Source organism: Vibrio sp. 10N.222.51.C5, assembly GCF_041474575.1.
GTDB lineage: Bacteria > Pseudomonadota > Gammaproteobacteria > Enterobacterales > Vibrionaceae > Vibrio > Vibrio crassostreae_C.
Map to the genome: position 1 here is coordinate 1 of NZ_JBFRUJ010000030.1, position 17,178 is coordinate 17,178.

Sequence of the window (17,178 nt, forward strand, 5' to 3'; positions counted from 1 at the left end):
AGTTAAGCTTTAAAAAATAAATATTGCACAAGTGGACAGTTAACTGTAAAAAAGTGCAAAGTTTCGAGTAAATTACCACCAAACTGGGTTAAACTCTTCTAAAGAAAATTCCATAAAAGGCAGGAATAGGAAAATGAAAAAACTGCTTCCACTATTTATCAGTGCAGCAATTGGCAGCCTGAGTTCGTCAGCTTTTGCTGATACGCTAGCTGAAGTTTACGACCAAGCAAAACAGAACGATCCACAACTTCTTCGTTCAGCAGCGCAGCGCGATGCCGCTTTTGAAGCAGTAACGTCAAGTCGTAGCTCTTTGTTACCGCAAATCAACCTAACAGCAAACTACGACATTAATCGTGGTGATCGAGATACATCAGGTGTTGGTAATTCAAGCATTGATAACAACACTTGGGGAGCTGCTATCGGCTTCAGCCAAGAGCTTTACCAGCGTTCTTCATGGATCACACTAGATACGGCAGAGAAAACCGCTCGTCAATCTGATTCAGCTTACGCGGCAGAACAACAAGCCTTGATCCTTCGTGTTGCGACAGCATACTTCGAAGTGCTTCGCGCTCAAGATAACCTAGAATTTGTTCGTGCAGAGAAAGCAGCGGTTGCTCGTCAACTAGAACAAACTAAGCAACGTTTTGAAGTAGGTCTTTCAGCAATCACCGATGTACATGATGCGCAAGCTCAGTACGATGGTGTTTTGGCTGATGAAGTTCTTGCAGAGAACGACCTAACGAATAGCTACGAAGGTCTTCGTGAGATTACAGGTCAGGAACACTCTAACCTAAGCATCCTAGATACTGATCGTTTCTCAGCAAGCAAATCTTCTGAGTCTGCAGTTGCACTTGTTGAACAAGCAGAACAAAAGAACCTTAGCTTATTGGCTGCACGTATCTCTCAAGACGTAGCAAAAGACAACATCTCTCTAGCAAGCTCTGGTCACCTACCAAGCTTAACCCTAGATGGTAGCTACGCTGTTTCAGATCAATCAAACAGCTCAACTGATTACGACCAAGACAACCTAAACATTGGTTTGAACTTAGTTGTACCTCTATACACGGGTGGTAACACAACTTCATTGACTAAACAGGCTGAATACAACTACGTTGCAGCAAGTGAAGATCTAGAAGCAACTTACCGTAGCGTTGTAAAAGACGTACGTGCATTCAACAACAACATCAGCGCTTCGATCGGTGCTCTACGCGCTTACGAACAGTCTGTAGTTTCTGCTCAGTCTGCTCTAGAAGCAACAGAAGCTGGTTTTGATGTAGGTACTCGTACTATCGTTGACGTACTAGATTCGACTCGTCGTCTATATGATGCGAACAAAAACCTTTCAGATGCTCGTTACAACTACATCCTAAGTGTACTTCAGCTTCGTCAAGCAGTTGGTACGCTAAGCGAACAAGACATTGTTGATGTAAACGCAGGTCTAAAAGTAGCAAGTAAGTAACTCTTAATTACTCAAGTTACCGTTACAAAAATGCCGCTCATTGAGCGGCATTTTTATTATCGATTAAAGCGAGATTTACTGCCTAACTAAAAGCTTAACGCCAAAAACTAAAAACTAAAAACTAGCCTCGACCACCTTTAATCGCTTTAATGATTTCAGTGGTAGAGCAACCATCTTCAAAGTTAAGTACTTTCACTTCACCACCAGCAGCAATCACTTCCGCACCACCAGCAATCTCTTCAGGCTTGTAATCACCACCTTTCACAAGAATGCTTGGCAGTACCTCAGAGATTAAACGTTGAGGGGTATCTTCAGAGAATGGCACAACCCAATCAACTGCACCTAAGCCAGCCAATACCGCCATACGACGATCAGTTGGGTTCACAGGGCGACCAGGGCCTTTCAAGCGTTTCACTGATTCATCGGTATTTACCGCAACGATCAAACGATCGCCCAGCTCAGCCGCGTGATTCATGTAAGAAACATGGCCAGCATGCAGAATATCAAAGCAACCATTAGTCATAACTACTTTCTCGCCTTTCGCACGAGCACGTTTCACCGCTTCAACCAGTGCCGCTTCAGAGATCACGCCGTAGTCAGTGTCTTGGCTACCATGAATCGCTTCCGCTAACTCAATCGTAGACAACGTCGATGTACCAAGTTTGCCAACTACCACACCTGCAGCGGCGTTCGCTAATGCACATGCTTCATCCAGTGGCTTACCAGCAGCAACAGAAGCCGCCAGTACTGAGATAACCGTATCACCCGCACCTGTCACGTCATACACTTCTTTCGCTTGAGTCGGCAAGTGGAATGGCTCCAAACCTTTGCGAAGCAAAGTCATACCATGTTCGCTGCGCGTTACCAACAAAGCCTCGAAATCAAACTCTTCGATTAACGCGAGTCCTTTCTCGATCATTTCTTCTTCAGATTTTACTTTGCCCGCAACCAGCTCGAACTCAGCCATATTTGGCGTAAGCAAAGTCGCACCACGGTAGCGTTCAAAGTCTGCGCCTTTCGGGTCGATAAACACAGGAACTTTTGCTGCGCGTGCTTTTTGGATAAAGCTCTGCACATGCTCCAAGGCACCTTTTGCGTAATCAGATAGGATTACCGAACGTACATTAGGAAGCGCTTGTTCCATGCGAGACAAAACAAGCTCGGGATCCGTGTTCTCAAATTTGTCTTCAAAATCAAGGCGGATTAGCTGTTGTCCTCGGCTCATCACTCGCAATTTAGTAATAGTTGGATAGTCTTCTAACTCAACGAAATCACATTTAACTTTTAGTGCACCTAGGGTGTTTTTTAACACCTCAGCAGGCTCATCTTTTCCAGTCAAACCAACGATATGAGCATGCCCACCAAGAGAGGCAATATTCATTGCTACGTTGGCAGCACCACCAGGACGCTCTTCGTTATTTTCTACTTTCACAACGGGTACAGGTGCTTCTGGTGAAATACGGCCAGTTGGGCCATACCAGTAACGGTCAAGCATTACGTCACCGATAACAAGAACGCCTGATTGGCTGTAGTCAGGTAGAATTGGTTTCATTATGGATCTCCAAAAATCGAATCTGGCTAGAGTCTAGCACACTGATTACAGTGGCTAAACTATAGATAAATGAGTAAAAGCCTATCAAGATAGACACATCAGTCACTACGTTATGACTTGGTTAAGCTTCCATCCATTGCTTCCATGCTTGAACAACATGTTCTCTTTCCATCTCAAACTTCTCAATCGACACATCCGCATCAAGGTTGAGTAGATTACGGTGATGGATTTCATCTCTTAACGTCGTATAGACGTTGGTTAATGCCATGCCTTGCTGCTCGTCCATAATCCCCTGTGACAAAAGGCTTTCAAAGATTCGTACATTGTCACACCAACGGGTGAGCTTAGGTTTTTCGTTGCTGTATCTCAGCACTAAGTATTGCGCCAAGAACTCAATATCAGTAATACCGCCCGCATCTTGTTTAAGCATGAATCGATCGGCTTTTTTACCGCCTAAATGGCCACGCATTTTTTCACGCATATCCACAACTGACTTTTTGAGTGTTGCCTCATCACGCGCCAAGCACAAAACCTCATGCCTAGTTTTGTTAAACGCAGATACCAATAAGTCATCACCGTAAATCATACGAGCACGAGTGAGGGCCTGGTGCTCCCATGTCCACGCGTCATTGTGCTGATACTCGTCAAAGGCATCGGTTGGACTCACCAATAGACCAGATGCACCAGAAGGACGTAGGCGAGTATCGACTTCGTACAAAATGCCAGAAGCAGTTCTGGTCGAGAAAATATGAATAATACGCTGCGCTAATCTTAAGTAGAATTGGCGTCCATCGATCTCTTTCTTTCCATCAGTATAGATGTGTACCGGGCAGTCGTGCATGAACACGATATCAAGATCGGAGTTATAACCAAGCTCCCAACCACCGACTTTGCCATAACCAACGACAGCAAAACCGCGACCTTCGCGATCTTTAACATGGGTCGGTTCACCAAACTTGGCGGATACTTGTAACCAAGCTTGATTGACCCCCGCCTCCACAATGGCTTCTGCTAAGTAGGTCAGGTGATCACTGACCTTCATGACAGGTAGAGCACCCGCAATATCCGCGGCTGCAATTCTCAATATACAGGTCTGCTTAAACTGACGCAGACCTTCCATCTGTTGCTCCATATCATCTTCAGGGATACGGGCTAGGTAATCACGCAACTCGGTCTTGTAAGACTCTAAAGGCACGGGATTGTAGAGTTGCTGAGGGTCGATAAGTTCATCTAACAGAATTGGATAACGACCCAACTGCTCCGAAATCATCGGGCTTGCCGTACACAGGCGAACTAGCTGAGTCAACGCGGCAGGGTGTTCATCTAGTAGTTCAAGGTAAGTGGTACGCGTAACGATTTTATGCAGCAGATGCAGTACTCGCGACAAACCAAACTCGGCATCCTTAGCGGTGTACAGCGCTTGAAACACTTTCGGCATCAGTCGATTGAGGACTTCCCGCCCACGAGGGCCAAGAGTCTTTTTAGCCAAATCGGCTTTAAACTGAATGATCGTTTTCGCCGCATCAGGCGGGCTCGCGACCGCAATGTCGTGTTCCAACACGTGCTCAATTACATCGGGTTTATGGGCCATATCCCACAACTCGCTAAAGTGGCTCGCGATCGGATTAGCGTCATCTTCATCAACGCCAATTAGGTCTTCGAACACGGTATGTACATTCGCCATATGGGCGCGAGTTGCCACAATCAAGCTATCCCAATCGGAAAATTGCATGGCAACCGCAAGCTGCAGTTGTTCGAATTCACCGTCAGGTAAGGTTTGAGTTTGCTTATCAGCCATGGCTTGTAACAGGTTCTCAAGGCGACGCAAAAACAGATAAGCTTCACGTAGGTGCCCCACCTCTTCAGACTCTAGCAGATGAAGGGATTCAATCGCACTTAAGGTTTCGAGTAACCCTCGACCGCGTAAGCTAGGCTCGCGTCCACCACGAATCAATTGGAAGACTTGTGCGATAAACTCAACTTCACGAATACCACCAGAGCCAAGCTTGATGTTGTTCGAGAGACCACGACGACGCACTTCGCTGCTGATCATAGACTTCATTCGGCGCAGAGATTGAATCGCACTAAAATCAATATAACGGCGGAACACAAACGGGCGTAGCATTTGGCGAAGCTCTTGATACTCAGGGTACATCTCACTGCCCATCACACGCGCTTTGACCATAGCGTAGCGTTCCCAATCGCGACCTTGTTCTTGATAGTAATCTTCTAGCGCAGCGTAACTCATGACCAGTGGACCACTCTCACCGAATGGACGCAGGCGCATGTCTACTCGATAACAGAATCCATCGAAGGTTTGCTGATCAAGCGCCTTAATAATACGTTGCCCGAGACGTGTAAAGAACTGCGCATTGGCAATGCTGCGTCTTGCACCTTGAGTTTCACCATTCTCTGGGTAGGTGAAGATCAGATCGATATCGGAAGAGAAGTTAAGCTCACCGCCCCCTAGCTTGCCCATACCAATGATCAACATCGGCTGTGCTTCGCCTTGTTCATTACAAGGTGTGCCCCACTCTTTACAACAAATATCGTACTGCCATTGGTAGGTTTCGAAGATCATCGCCTCAGCCAACATCGATAGATGATTTAGGCTCTGCTCTAGCTCCCACGAACCCATAAAATCACGCCAAGCAATGTAGGTCATTTCTCGATTTCGGAATTGACGCAGCACGCGCTGACCGCTCATTTCATCGGTGCAACTAGAAAGTAATTCAGCCAAGCGTTCTCGGTATCCTTCAGCGCGTTCTTCGCATGCCAACATATTAGGTAAGTCACCACATAAAACCGTATCACGCTGCAGGCAATCACCAATAAAACAGCTTAAACCGAGTACACGTTTAAGATCTTCAGTCAGTGGCTCAGACCAAGTATTGATGGCTTCACTTTGATGCTCTAATAATTGCTCAAAAGCAGACTGGGAGTGAGTGATGAGTTGAGAAGGCAATGGCATGTTTCTTCCTTGTATAAGCTGCGCGCCGAACAATCGGTTTATCGATTCAGTTCTTCAATAACGAGTTTTCATAACTAAAGATAAGTTATACCAAAGTTACGCCAATAAAAAACGCCCACATTAGCAATGTGGGCGTTTTATCGATTAACTTATCTGGTTGAGCTTACAACCGAGAAACAGTCTCTGGGAATTAGCCTTTGACGGATGAAGATTGGGTGCTGAGGACTAAACCTTAAATTGCTTAATCTTACCGTCGAGTTCTTGCGCGTTACTTTCCATAAGCTGAGAGGTCTCGAGCAGTTCACCAACCACCACAACTGAAGCTTCAACAAGCTCGCGTACATTGGTCAGGTTGACGCTCATCTCTTCAGCAACACTGCTCTGTTGGCCTGCAGCGGTCGCGATCTGGAAGTTCATATCATTGATTTGATTGACTTGGCTTACAATGCCGTCAAGCTCACTTCCCGCGTTAGTCACCAGATCAACACCTTCAGCCGCTTCAACAACACTCTTCTCCATCAGTTCTACCGCAGAGTTAGCGCTGCTTTGTAGATGACTGATCATGTCTTGAATCTCTACCGTCGCTTGCTGAGTGCGCTGTGCAAGGTTACGAACCTCATCAGCAACAACCGCAAAACCACGACCCGCTTCACCGGCACGTGCCGCTTCAATTGCAGCGTTCAATGCTAGTAGGTTTGTCTGTTCTGAAATGCCTTGGATAGTACCAACCACACTGCCAATTGAGTCAACGCGTTCTTCTACTTGGTTTACCGCTGCTGCAGATGCTGCGATATCTGAAGATAGCTCACTCATCTTAGACACTGATCCTTGAACGAACTTCTGACCAGTAAGAGCTTGGCCTGATGCCTGTTCCGTCAATGACGAAGCGCTTTGCGCATGCTCAGCGACAGTTTGTACCGTAGACGTCATCTCACTCATTGCTGTTGCCAACTGATCGATCTCGTTGAACTCTTCTTGAGCTGACTCTTTGGTTTCAGACATGCTGATGGTCATCACTTCCGTCAGAGCAAACAGCTCATCAGAAGAGGCCACCTGAGTTTTGATCATATCGTTCAGTTGAACGCGAGTTTTTTCGAGTTCACGTGCCACATCGCCGTATTCATCTTTACAGTCCATTTGAATCGGCACTGATAAGTTCTTGTCGGCCATGGTTTTAATGGCGTCATTAAGGTATTGAGTCTGACGCAGCATAACGCGCGCCGCTGCTAATAGAAGAACCACAAACACAATGATCATCAAGGCTGTTTGCCAAGCCACTTGAACTAGGTAAGTCTCGTAATGCTGCTGTGCCACTTGCGCATTGTTGGTTACAGCAAGCAATGAATCGTAAAACGTACTTGCGTCCCAAAGCTGCTTCGAAATGATCAAGATAGTGCTGAATATCATCAGCATGACCATTTTTGGAACGAGACGAACGTCAGAGATTATCCTTTCCCACGGCTTGAATGACAGTTTAGTCATTGTCAGTTCTCCATTAATTCTTATATATTGATGGCTTCTATATCCGCGAGGTGGCTATGTCAGTCAAAGTTCGCGATTTATTTTGAGCCTCGTATGAATGTTGAATAATACCAAAGACGCCACCAAGCCGATGAGCTTATTGTCACTGATTCTCTCTTTCTTAGCGTTATTTGTGATCTCAGGCTTATTGTTCGTACCGATCGATAAAGAATCGAAACAAGTCCTTATCGGCCTCGATTTTATAATCTGTAGTGTTTTTCTTTTTCAGCTCACAATTGATCTATTTAGATCACAAAACAAAAAAGAATTTCTAAAAGTACACTGGATCGATTTCTTAGCAAGTATCCCAATGATCGAGCCTCTTCGTTTCGCCCGTATTTTTCAAATTCTGCGAGTCATCTTAGTTCTGCGTTCAAGTAAACGTATTTTCAGAGAGTTATTTCGTAATAGGAAAGAGACCACTTTCGCTTCCATCATTCTGCTTTTGGTGATCTTACTGACTATCGGTGCTGGCACGATCCTGCTATTGGAACACAAAGATCCGAACGCCAACATCACTACAGGTCATGATGCTTTATGGTGGGCGTTTGTGACCATCAGTACTGTGGGTTATGGCGACCATTACCCAGTGACAACTTCCGGTCAGTTAGTGGCTTCAATGGTGATCATCTGTGGTGTCGGTGTGTTTGGTATGATTTCAGGCTTGATTACTTCTTTGATCACCTCCCCAACTCATCATGAGAATCAACGAGCGGAAAACAAAGAGAAACACCTTGAGAAGATCATCGAGCAGCAACAGAAAATCTTAGAGCGACTCGAAAAACTTGAGCAACAAACAAAAAAATAGGGCCGGAGCCCTATTTTCAAATTCATACTTCTATTGATACAGGTATCGAGTTTAGTCTTGCCAGTATGGCTCAACCTCAACACTGATTTGGCGTGTCTGCTCCATCGCATGCAGAATGGACACTTCTTGACGAGCTAACCAACGCTCTAGCTGAAGCTTCTCATCGCCTTCCAGCTTCTCAGTCAAAGGCTCTAATGTTTTAAGTGCCAGCAAGTCATCAATGCCTTGCACCATATCGGCCCAAGGTAAACGGAAACTGTTTCGCTCAGCGTCATCATACAAACTCGCGAAACCCACACCAGAATATAGGTTTCGCATCAAACGGTATTGCTGCTCAATATACGCTTGGCTGGTCATCACTCGCTCTGGCGGGAAAGCTTCCATCAAGTCTGCCCATGTGCGATCGAGTTGCTGCACGGAAAACCATTCGATACCACGACCCATTTGCTCACGCGCTTTCTCATCTAAGAAAGGCTGCCAGCCACGAGACAAGATCCAACGGCTCAAATCTAACAATAAACCGGTGTAACGAGCAGAGCTCAGCAAGGTAAGCAGATCTTCACGATCTGGCAGTTGCTCTTGCATCTCTTTAAGCTCAGCGACTAAGAACTTACGCGCATCGAGTTTACGTAGTACATGGCCTTTATCTTCCAGCAAGTCTTCGAAGTGATCATAGCTTTTCAGCCAGTCGAGCTCTTGCTCAAGCCACTTCAACTCTTGACGTAAAATAGCACTCGCACGTCTAGGGACAATGCCACCATAAATGGTGAAAGTCTGGCGGATAAAGCTCAGTGAATGACTGATCTCATGTAGCGCTTCAATCGATTGACGCTCAGTGAAAATCTGCTCGTGATAGTGCCAATGAGCGAGAGCATGCTCTAAAGATTGAATGAAACACGATTCAACGGTATCACTTTTGTCAGTATCAACTAAGGTCAAAGGAGTGACTTCATCTCCTTGATAACCTTGAGCAAGGCGGTAACCCTTAGCTGCTTTACTTAGGTTACCCAAACGCATGCCACCTTGTTCGCAGAATTGGCGAGACAATGTAAATAGCGCATCCGTTTGACCGGATTTAAGTTCCAATTCGACTTCGCAAATCGGTTCTTGCAGGTCGCCTGATTCAACAAAGCCTTGATCGAATGCGACCTCGACTTGGCTACCATCAGGCATACCAATCAACCACTGCTCACGCGTGAAGTTGGTAGAGAACAGAGGAGTCAGCTCAGCTTGCAACGTTTCGATGTCTTTACCTGCTGGCCAGATATCCTCTGGGTGCAGGGCTAACTTAGGTTCGTTGCTGTCGTGTTCTGCATTGTATTCAGGCCTTTGATGCAGGCCAGCAACCACACGACCAGCAGTCTTTACGGTTTGTACAAATACGTCATCAAAGCGTCGAATGCGTAAGCCTGTATCGTGCTTACGTAGCCAGTTGTCAGCGGTGTCAAAGTAGATGTTACCTAGCTCACGACAACTGTGCTGAAGTACTTTAGTTTCAGCAATTTTATTGCGTAAAGTCTCTGAAAATTCAGGAGAAACAAAAAACTTCAGTTCTATCTCGGTTTCCATAGTTATACCTTTCTGTGAAGATAGGGACAGGATATTGCCAATTTGAAAAGTCGGCAAGTCAGAAATATCGCCCTTATGATGATCTAAAACAGTTTTAATGAGAGATTGATTAGGTTAACATGCGCGACTTTGTAGCCATCGCTTAACATTTCACCATGAATATGGTGTATGTTGTTTTAAGGTTATTATTTATTAGGTTGGATGACCATGCCAGTAAATACAATTATGGGGTTATTTGCAAAGTCCCCAATTAAACCTTTGCAGCGTCACGTAGTATGCGTGAACGAATGTTGTTCTCACCTAGTTAATTTCTTTGAAGTTTCTTCAAAAGGTGACTGGGAAAAAGCATCAGAAATTCGAGCTCAAATTTCTCACCTTGAGAAAGAAGCTGACGTACTAAAACGTGAAATTCGCCTTAAACTTCCTCGTGGTTTGTTTATGCCAGTTGATCGCACCGATATGTTGGAGCTATTAACGCAACAAGACAAACTCGCAAACCTAGCGAAAGACATTGCTGGCCGTGTATATGGTCGTCAACTTGTCATTCCTGCTCCTATGCAAGAAAACTTCATCGCTTACGTTAAACGTTGTCTAGATGCAGCGAACCAAGCACAAAACGTAATCAATGAATTAGACGAATTACTTGAGACTGGCTTTAAAGGCCGTGAAGTAACACTCGTTGCCGAAATGATTCATCAATTAGATGTAATTGAAGATGACACGGATGCGATGCAGATCGAACTACGCCAACAACTAATGGCAATTGAAGGCGATCTGAATCCAGTTGATATCATGTTCTTATACAAAATTCTTGAATGGGTTGGTGGTATTGCAGATCAAGCACAGCGTGTAGGCGCTCGTCTTGAAGTAATGCTTTCTCGATCTTAAATCATACGTTAACCATATAACGAAGAGCATTTTTTGAACAAACCACTTATGCGCTGAGTATTCCTCTCGCTGAGCGGTTTTTTGCGTCTAAATTTGTTCCGCTTGTTATCAAACAACTAGGTATTACGATGGATATCCTTGCTAACTACGGCACTGTCCTGATTATTGTTGCAGCAGCTTTCGGTTTCTTGATGGCTATTGGTATTGGTGCAAATGACGTTGCGAACGCAATGGGCACCTCAGTAGGCTCTAAAGCTTTAACCGTTAAACAAGCGATCATTATCGCAATGATCTTTGAATTCGCAGGTGCTTACCTTGCGGGCGGCGAAGTAACAGACACGATCCGTAAAGGTGTTATCGAAACGTCTCTATTCGCTCATCAACCAGATGTACTTGTGTACGGCATGATGTCAGCACTTCTTGCTGCGGGTACATGGCTACTTCTCGCTTCTTACATGGGCTGGCCGGTTTCTACGACTCACTCAATCATCGGTGCAATCATCGGCTTCGCTTGTGTGTCTGTAGGTACTGAAGCGGTAGACTGGAACAGCGTTCAAGGCATTGTGGGCAGTTGGATTATCACACCGGTTATTTCCGGTTTCTTCGCTTACGTCATATTTGTAAGTGCTCAACGACTGATTTTTGATACAGAGAACCCGCTATTTAACGCGAAACGCTTTGTACCGGTATACATGTTCATTACAACAATGGTAATTGCACTTGTAACCATCAAGAAAGGCCTTAAGCACGTTGGTCTTCACCTAAGCAACACTGAAGCATGGGTTTGGGCTGCTGGCGTTTCTGCGCTTGTAATGATCGGCGGTTACCTATACATCCAGAAGAAATTCGCTAACCGCGAAGAAGACCACGGCTTTGCAGGTGTTGAAGGCATCTTCTCTGTACTCATGGTTATCACAGCTTGTGCGATGGCATTTGCACACGGTTCAAACGACGTTGCGAACGCGATTGGTCCACTGTCTGCTGTTGTATCAACCGTTGAGCACATGGGTGAAATCACAGGTAAGAGTACTATCGCATGGTGGATTCTTCCTCTAGGTGGATTCGGTATCGTTGTTGGTCTTGCAACAATGGGTCATAAAGTAATGGCAACCGTTGGTACTGGTATTACAGAACTAACACCAAGCCGTGGCTTTGCTGCACAACTTGCAACTGCATGTACGGTTGTACTAGCTTCAGGTACTGGCCTTCCAATCTCTACTACACAAACACTCGTTGGTGCTGTTTTAGGTGTTGGTTTTGCTCGTGGTATCGCAGCACTAAACTTAGGCGTTGTACGTAATATCGTGGCTTCTTGGATTGTGACACTACCTGCAGGTGCTCTACTTGCTGTTGTGTTCTTCTACGGAATTCAAGCTGCGTTTACTATGTAATCGCGACTGCGTTAGTGAATACTAGCGTCAGAACAGTGTGAGCTTCAGTAACGATATGTAAATGCCATGTCATTATTGACTCAAACGCACAGAAAGGGAGGCTTTGCCTCCCTTCTTTGTTGCACCGCATAAAGAAACTAAATATTATTTGCTGATTGAGGCTGACTCATACGCCTACCCAATTTGAATCGTTAAGGGATTTACTGTGAAAAAACTGATTAGCTTAGTTTTGTTCGCAATGCTTGCGGCTCCAGCTGCCTTTGCACAAGACCGTTATATTGCTGACAAACTATTTACTTATATGCATTCTGGCCCAAACAACACATTCCGTATCATCGGTAGTGTTGATGCTGGTGAAAAGATTACATTCCTACAAACTAACAAGAGTACGGGTTACACCCAAATTCAAGACAACCGTGGCCGTAAAGGTTGGGTTGAAAGCAAGTTTGTAAGCACTCAAGAAAGCATGGCACTGCGTATGCCTAAGCTAGAGAAAGAGCTGACGGAAGTTAAAGGCAAGCTAGCGAATGCTCGTCAGAGTGCTGACAGCGAAAAAGCTGGCCTAGCAAGCTCTCTAGATTCTCGTAACAAGCAGATTGCTGAACTAGAACAGAACTACAGTGAAATTAGCCAACAGCTAACGAGTTCTCAAACAGAGAACCGTGAACTGCGCGCTAAGCTAGACACTCAAAAAGACGACCTACTATTGAAGTACTTCATGTACGGTGGTGGTGTTGCGGGTATTGGTCTACTTCTAGGCCTTGTTCTGCCACACATCATGCCTCGTCGCAGAAAATCACCAAACGGTTGGGCGTAGACGTAACGCTTGTATTAGGTACAGTAAATTCAGTATCGAAGATCAAAAAGGAGCACCGAGGTGCTCCTTTTTATTTGTCTGTTATCTAGATACCTTTAGAGCTCGCTAGCCTTTCCACTCGTACAGAGCTGGGATTTCTATCTTCTGCTGATTGAACTCTATGATCACCGATTGTGGCTTAATCTCCAGCAATTGAATGTCTTGTCCAATCCAATCTCCTTGCGCCACTTCTTGACCGTTCACTTTTACCCAACGCTTGGTTTCGCTGCTCGAGTACATATGGGTTTGTAGGTCTAACTTAGGAAGGACGCCTGATAAGCTATTGGTGTGCGTTTCCAACTCAATGACCTGAGAACCCCTTTGCCCTGAGGGTCTAGAATCCATCGGCTCAGGAGCGCTTTGTTGCTCCCCCATAATGGATTCAAGCTTCAATGCCAAATCAGGTGGCAACTCACTGAGGTCTAGCCCTTGCAGCAGATCACTGTCCGATTGTAAGTCACTATTTGATTGCTGATCAGTGCTTGATTGCAGAGCAGTCGTTTCATCACTCGCGCCTGGCTGAACGGATGACGATTCAGAACTGGCTGTCATTTGAGTGTTGTTATCAGCATTAGCGAAGATCACTGCTGAGCCACCAGCGGTGTTTGCACGATTAGCGCCAGAATCAATCTGTGCATACATCTCTTGGCGTGGCAATGCTTTCAACGGTTGGCTCGCCGGTGCAGGGCGAACGGTGAACAAGGCACCTTCTTCCTCAGACACGGCATCCATGCTTGCTATATCAGCATCCGCAATTTCAGGCTCAATGTCTGATTCAGTTTTAAATTCTGGCAGAGCGACATTGGCAGCTTGGTTCACGGCTTCTTGTTGTTGGATATACGATTGATAAGCCAAGACGCCACCCACCAACAAAGAAGGAACCAAGATTAAGAGTAGCCCCATCGCTAACGATGAACCTCGCTTGTTGCTCATCCCTTTTGCAGAATTAGGAACATGATGATTCTGGTAGCCTTTGAAGCTTGGTTTGCTAAGAGAGTGCTGATTAATAGAAGATGGCTTGTGAAACGGCTGTTTAAGTTCGTGCATAATACGTGACATTAGCTTTCGCCCCCTTCTAGTGACATCAGCTTAGGCGAATCGAGTTGAGCTAATCTCTGCAATCTTGCTAAGGTGCGCTTACCTGCAATGCCATCAACAGACATACCTTGCCACGTTTGAAATGCTTCGATTTTCATTTTTAACTCATAATCAAATACATCACTACCGGAAACAACCTCTCCTAATACTTCAGAAAGCAGTAGATCAAGCAAAGCAACCGCTTCACCTTGATAGCCCTCTTTAAGGGTCTCTCGCAGCGGCTGCTTCCAAATAGCGACGTAATCGCCTTGCCAGATTTGCTCTAAGGATTGCTTCGGCATCACCAACAGCTTTTCATTAACCAGTAACTCGACAGAATCCTTAGACACGCCATACAGCACAGCAAACACTGGTTTTTGGTCTATGTCGAGATTAAGTACCACAGGAACACCAAGTTCTAACAAGGTATCCAAACTGGCCTGCTGCTGCTCACACACAAAAACACTTTGTGGCTCACTTAAGCACAATCCATCACGCAGTGAAGATTGATATCCCCACAGCGTATACAAGTCTTTGATAGCGAGAGAACGATTGGTCCCCTGCATCAAATGTTGTTGAATGTGTTGTGGCAATTCAAACTTGGCAGGTTTTGGCTCAGCAACCAACTTAGGAACATCTGATACCAAAGAACGCTGAGTACGTGCTAACACTTCCGTCTTTGCTCCATTTGATGCATCCGTAGGCAACCAAGCATTGATATAGCTTGGAGCGAAGTTAAAGGTCGCTATTGCAAGACCAACGCTTAACGTCGCAATCCCTGCGTATTGGAATAACTTAGGCGCGACACGAGAAGTTAGAGCTTTCTCGACGTGATACACATCGGCCTGAAAGGACATAACCTGCTGACACGCTCGGTTAACCGTTTCATTGCTCGGTAGCTGCTCACCGTCATGAAAAGCCAACTGCAGTGCTTTATCACACACCAAGTTAATGAGCCTTGGAATACCATGCGTATATTGAGCAATCAGCTTGATAGAACGGTTCGAAAACAACATCTGCTCGCCACCCGCCGTCTCCAAACGAAACGCGATGTACTTGCCCGTTTCTTCGGTATTAAGAGGCAGTAAGTGATAACGACCAGTAATGCGCTGTGCTAGCTGACGTAGCTGCGTGGTTTGTAAGTGCTGTTGTAATTCCGGCTGGCCGACCAACAGTACTTTTAACAGCTTACGATTGTCGGTTTCCAAGTTTGTTAGAAGGCGTAACTGCTCCAACACATCGGCAGCGAGGTGTTGGGCTTCATCGATCACCAATAGGGTTTGAATGCCTTCGGCATGGCTATCAAGTATAAAATAATGAATAGCCTGACTGAGCTGTTTCAACGATGCTTGTTCTGGGTACTCGACCTCAAACTCATCGCAGATAGCTTCTAGTAAATCCGTATTTGAAAACGTAGGGTTAAGTATAAGGCCAGCCTGAGTATGACTATCCAATGAAGACAACATCGCCTTAGCGACCGTTGTTTTCCCTGTACCAACCTCACCAGTAAGCATCGCAAAGCCCCCACCCTCGCCTAAACCGGCTTGTAGGTTCTGCATCGCTTCTTGATGGCGCTGACTCAAAAACAAGTAGCGAGAATTTGGTACAATCGAAAATGGCATCTCAACGAAGCCAAAATATTCCTTATACATGTGCTGCCCTATAATTACGATTAATGGAAAGTACCATTGCTTGCAGTAAAGTCCAGCAGTGATAAAACATTTCGAGGTGATAAGTTGCAAATTTACGATAGCCTACCAAAAGACAACGGGCTACAACGCTATCTAGTCGGTGGAGCAGTGCGCGATAAGCTGCTCAATATTGATAGTTATGATAGAGATTGGGTCGTGGTAGGGAGTACCCCTCAAGAGATGGAAAACCTTGGCTTTACTGCTGTGGGAAAAGATTTCCCGGTATTCTTGCACCCAAAAACCAAAGAAGAGCACGCACTGGCTCGCACTGAGAGAAAATCAGGCTCTGGTTACACAGGCTTCGAATGTTACTTCGCGCCAGACGTGAGTTTGGAAGAAGACCTGATGCGTCGAGATCTGACCATCAACGCTATAGCTCAAGATGATAAAGGCCAACTTCACGATCCTTATCATGGCCAGAAAGATCTCTCGGATCGTATCTTAAGACACGTTTCAGACGCTTTTGTTGAAGACCCTCTTCGTGTACTGCGTGTGGCTCGCTTCGCCGCCAAGCTTCACCATCTTAACTTCACGGTTGCACCTGAAACCATGGATATGATGAGTGAGATCGTCCAATCTGGTGAACTGGCACACCTTACTGCAGAGCGAGTTTGGCAAGAGTGGCATAAGTCTCTTAGTACACCGCACCCTGAAGTGTTCCTCTCTGTATTGAAAGAGTGTGGTGCATTGGCAGTCGTATTACCTGAGATTGACGCTCTATTTGGCGTCCCTCAACCTGAAAAATGGCACCCTGAAATCGACACGGGTATTCACACTCTGATGGTTGCTCAACAAGCCGCACTATTAAGCCCATCGCTACCGGTACGCTTTGCAGCTCAAGTGCATGACTTAGGTAAAGGCGTCACACCACAAGCTGAATGGCCAAGCCATAAAATGCACTGCCACACAGGTGTTAAGATAATCAAGAAACTGTGTGAGCGAGTGAGAGTGCCCAATGAGTTCAGAGACCTTGCGTTGTTAGTGTGCGAGCAACATTCTAATATCCACCGCGCAGGCGAACTCAAACCAACCACCTTTCTCAAGGTTCTCAACAAGTTCGATGTCTGGCGTAAGCCAGATAGGCTCGACGATATACTACTTTGCTGTCAGGCCGACCACGCAGGCCGAAAAGGGTTACAAGATCAGCCTTACCCTCAAAAAGCGCGCTTTGAAGTCGCCTACCAAGCGGCGCTTCAAGTCGAAGTAAAAGCGATCATTACCGATGGTTTTAAAGGCAAAGATATTCGAGAAGAACAAGAGAAACGCAGAGCCATCGCAATTGAAAACGCCCTATCAGAACTCGCTAGCAGTTAATCGTCGCCGCTCTACCTAAAACGTATAAAAAGCCCGCAGTTAAGCGGGCCTTTTGTTTCAATTTGTCCCGTCCTGAAATGT

12 protein-coding genes are annotated in these 17,178 nt (G+C 45.7%); 6 read left to right on the top strand and 6 right to left on the bottom strand.

What is annotated here, in order from left to right:
- The first annotated feature begins 133 nt into the window (after positions 1 to 133).
- Positions 134 to 1,459 carry an outer membrane channel protein TolC gene (gene tolC, locus AB4558_RS09970; RefSeq protein ID WP_372073191.1) on the top strand — a complete coding sequence of 442 codons (1,326 nt, stop codon included), beginning with the start codon at positions 134 to 136 and terminating at the stop codon, positions 1,457 to 1,459.
- A gap of 121 nt (positions 1,460 to 1,580) precedes the next feature.
- Here tolC and hldE read toward each other — a convergent pair whose 3' ends face one another.
- From hldE to AB4558_RS09985, 3 genes are all read right to left on the bottom strand, one after another.
- Positions 1,581 to 3,011 (bottom strand): bifunctional D-glycero-beta-D-manno-heptose-7-phosphate kinase/D-glycero-beta-D-manno-heptose 1-phosphate adenylyltransferase HldE, encoded by a 1,431-nt coding sequence (gene hldE / locus AB4558_RS09975; protein WP_372158772.1) that lies wholly within the window; start codon positions 3,009 to 3,011, stop codon positions 1,581 to 1,583.
- Between the two features lie 121 nt (positions 3,012 to 3,132).
- The gene (glnE, locus tag AB4558_RS09980) at positions 3,133 to 5,982 is read right to left on the bottom strand and encodes a bifunctional [glutamate--ammonia ligase]-adenylyl-L-tyrosine phosphorylase/[glutamate--ammonia-ligase] adenylyltransferase (protein ID WP_372158774.1); all 2,850 of its coding nucleotides are present in this window, start codon (positions 5,980 to 5,982) and stop codon (positions 3,133 to 3,135) included.
- A 225-nt stretch (positions 5,983 to 6,207) separates the two neighbouring features.
- Positions 6,208 to 7,464, bottom strand: a complete 1,257-nt coding sequence (locus AB4558_RS09985; RefSeq protein ID WP_048658011.1) for a methyl-accepting chemotaxis protein — start codon at positions 7,462 to 7,464, stop codon at positions 6,208 to 6,210.
- A 97-nt stretch (positions 7,465 to 7,561) separates the two neighbouring features.
- Here AB4558_RS09985 and AB4558_RS09990 point away from each other — a divergent pair, with 97 nt between their 5' ends.
- Entirely contained in the window at positions 7,562 to 8,311 is a 750-nt protein-coding gene (locus AB4558_RS09990; protein ID WP_102321461.1) for a potassium channel family protein, read from the top strand.
- Between the two features lie 51 nt (positions 8,312 to 8,362).
- On the opposite strand, the gene AB4558_RS09995 is transcribed toward AB4558_RS09990, so the two are convergent.
- A complete protein-coding gene (locus AB4558_RS09995) occupies positions 8,363 to 9,880 on the bottom strand; it encodes a CYTH domain-containing protein (protein WP_372073187.1) in 1,518 nt (505 codons plus the stop codon).
- 207 nt (positions 9,881 to 10,087) lie between these two features.
- On the opposite strand from AB4558_RS09995, the gene AB4558_RS10000 reads away from it, so the two are divergent.
- The 3 genes from AB4558_RS10000 (at position 10,088) to AB4558_RS10010 (ending at position 12,976) form a co-directional block, all read left to right on the top strand.
- Positions 10,088 to 10,768 (top strand): TIGR00153 family protein, encoded by a 681-nt coding sequence (locus AB4558_RS10000; protein WP_010434644.1) that lies wholly within the window; start codon positions 10,088 to 10,090, stop codon positions 10,766 to 10,768.
- Between the two features lie 128 nt (positions 10,769 to 10,896).
- Positions 10,897 to 12,159, top strand: a complete 1,263-nt coding sequence (locus tag AB4558_RS10005; protein WP_017062916.1) for an inorganic phosphate transporter — start codon at positions 10,897 to 10,899, stop codon at positions 12,157 to 12,159.
- A gap of 205 nt (positions 12,160 to 12,364) precedes the next feature.
- Complete coding sequence (locus AB4558_RS10010; RefSeq protein ID WP_017062917.1) at positions 12,365 to 12,976, top strand: TIGR04211 family SH3 domain-containing protein; 612 nt, start codon at positions 12,365 to 12,367, stop codon at positions 12,974 to 12,976.
- Between the two features lie 105 nt (positions 12,977 to 13,081).
- On the opposite strand, the gene AB4558_RS10015 is transcribed toward AB4558_RS10010, so the two are convergent.
- Together AB4558_RS10015 and AB4558_RS10020 are read right to left on the bottom strand one after the other, a co-directional pair.
- Positions 13,082 to 14,074: a general secretion pathway protein GspB gene (locus AB4558_RS10015; protein WP_372073185.1), complete on the bottom strand. Its 993-nt coding sequence runs from the start codon at positions 14,072 to 14,074 to the stop codon at positions 13,082 to 13,084.
- The gene (locus tag AB4558_RS10020; protein ID WP_174233505.1) at positions 14,074 to 15,744 is read right to left on the bottom strand and encodes an ExeA family protein; all 1,671 of its coding nucleotides are present in this window, start codon (positions 15,742 to 15,744) and stop codon (positions 14,074 to 14,076) included. The genes AB4558_RS10015 and AB4558_RS10020 overlap by 1 nt, the downstream gene beginning before the upstream one ends.
- Before the next feature lie 36 nt (positions 15,745 to 15,780).
- Between AB4558_RS10020 and AB4558_RS10025 the strand changes: the two genes are divergently transcribed.
- Positions 15,781 to 17,097, top strand: coding sequence for a multifunctional CCA addition/repair protein (locus AB4558_RS10025; protein WP_136973933.1), 1,317 nt, complete (start codon positions 15,781 to 15,783; stop codon positions 17,095 to 17,097).
- Positions 17,098 to 17,178: the final 81 nt, after the last annotated feature.

Coding starts and splice junctions, on each gene's coding strand:
- tolC (WP_372073191.1), top strand. CDS start 134: ATGAAAAAACTGCTTCCACTATTTATCAGTGCAGCAATTGGCAGCCTG.
- hldE (WP_372158772.1), bottom strand. CDS start 3,011: ATGAAACCAATTCTACCTGACTACAGCCAATCAGGCGTTCTTGTTATC.
- glnE (WP_372158774.1), bottom strand. CDS start 5,982: ATGCCATTGCCTTCTCAACTCATCACTCACTCCCAGTCTGCTTTTGAG.
- AB4558_RS09985 (WP_048658011.1), bottom strand. CDS start 7,464: ATGACTAAACTGTCATTCAAGCCGTGGGAAAGGATAATCTCTGACGTT.
- AB4558_RS09990 (WP_102321461.1), top strand. CDS start 7,562: ATGTTGAATAATACCAAAGACGCCACCAAGCCGATGAGCTTATTGTCA.
- AB4558_RS09995 (WP_372073187.1), bottom strand. CDS start 9,880: ATGGAAACCGAGATAGAACTGAAGTTTTTTGTTTCTCCTGAATTTTCA.
- AB4558_RS10000 (WP_010434644.1), top strand. CDS start 10,088: ATGCCAGTAAATACAATTATGGGGTTATTTGCAAAGTCCCCAATTAAA.
- AB4558_RS10005 (WP_017062916.1), top strand. CDS start 10,897: ATGGATATCCTTGCTAACTACGGCACTGTCCTGATTATTGTTGCAGCA.
- AB4558_RS10015 (WP_372073185.1), bottom strand. CDS start 14,074: ATGTCACGTATTATGCACGAACTTAAACAGCCGTTTCACAAGCCATCT.
- AB4558_RS10020 (WP_174233505.1), bottom strand. CDS start 15,744: ATGTATAAGGAATATTTTGGCTTCGTTGAGATGCCATTTTCGATTGTA.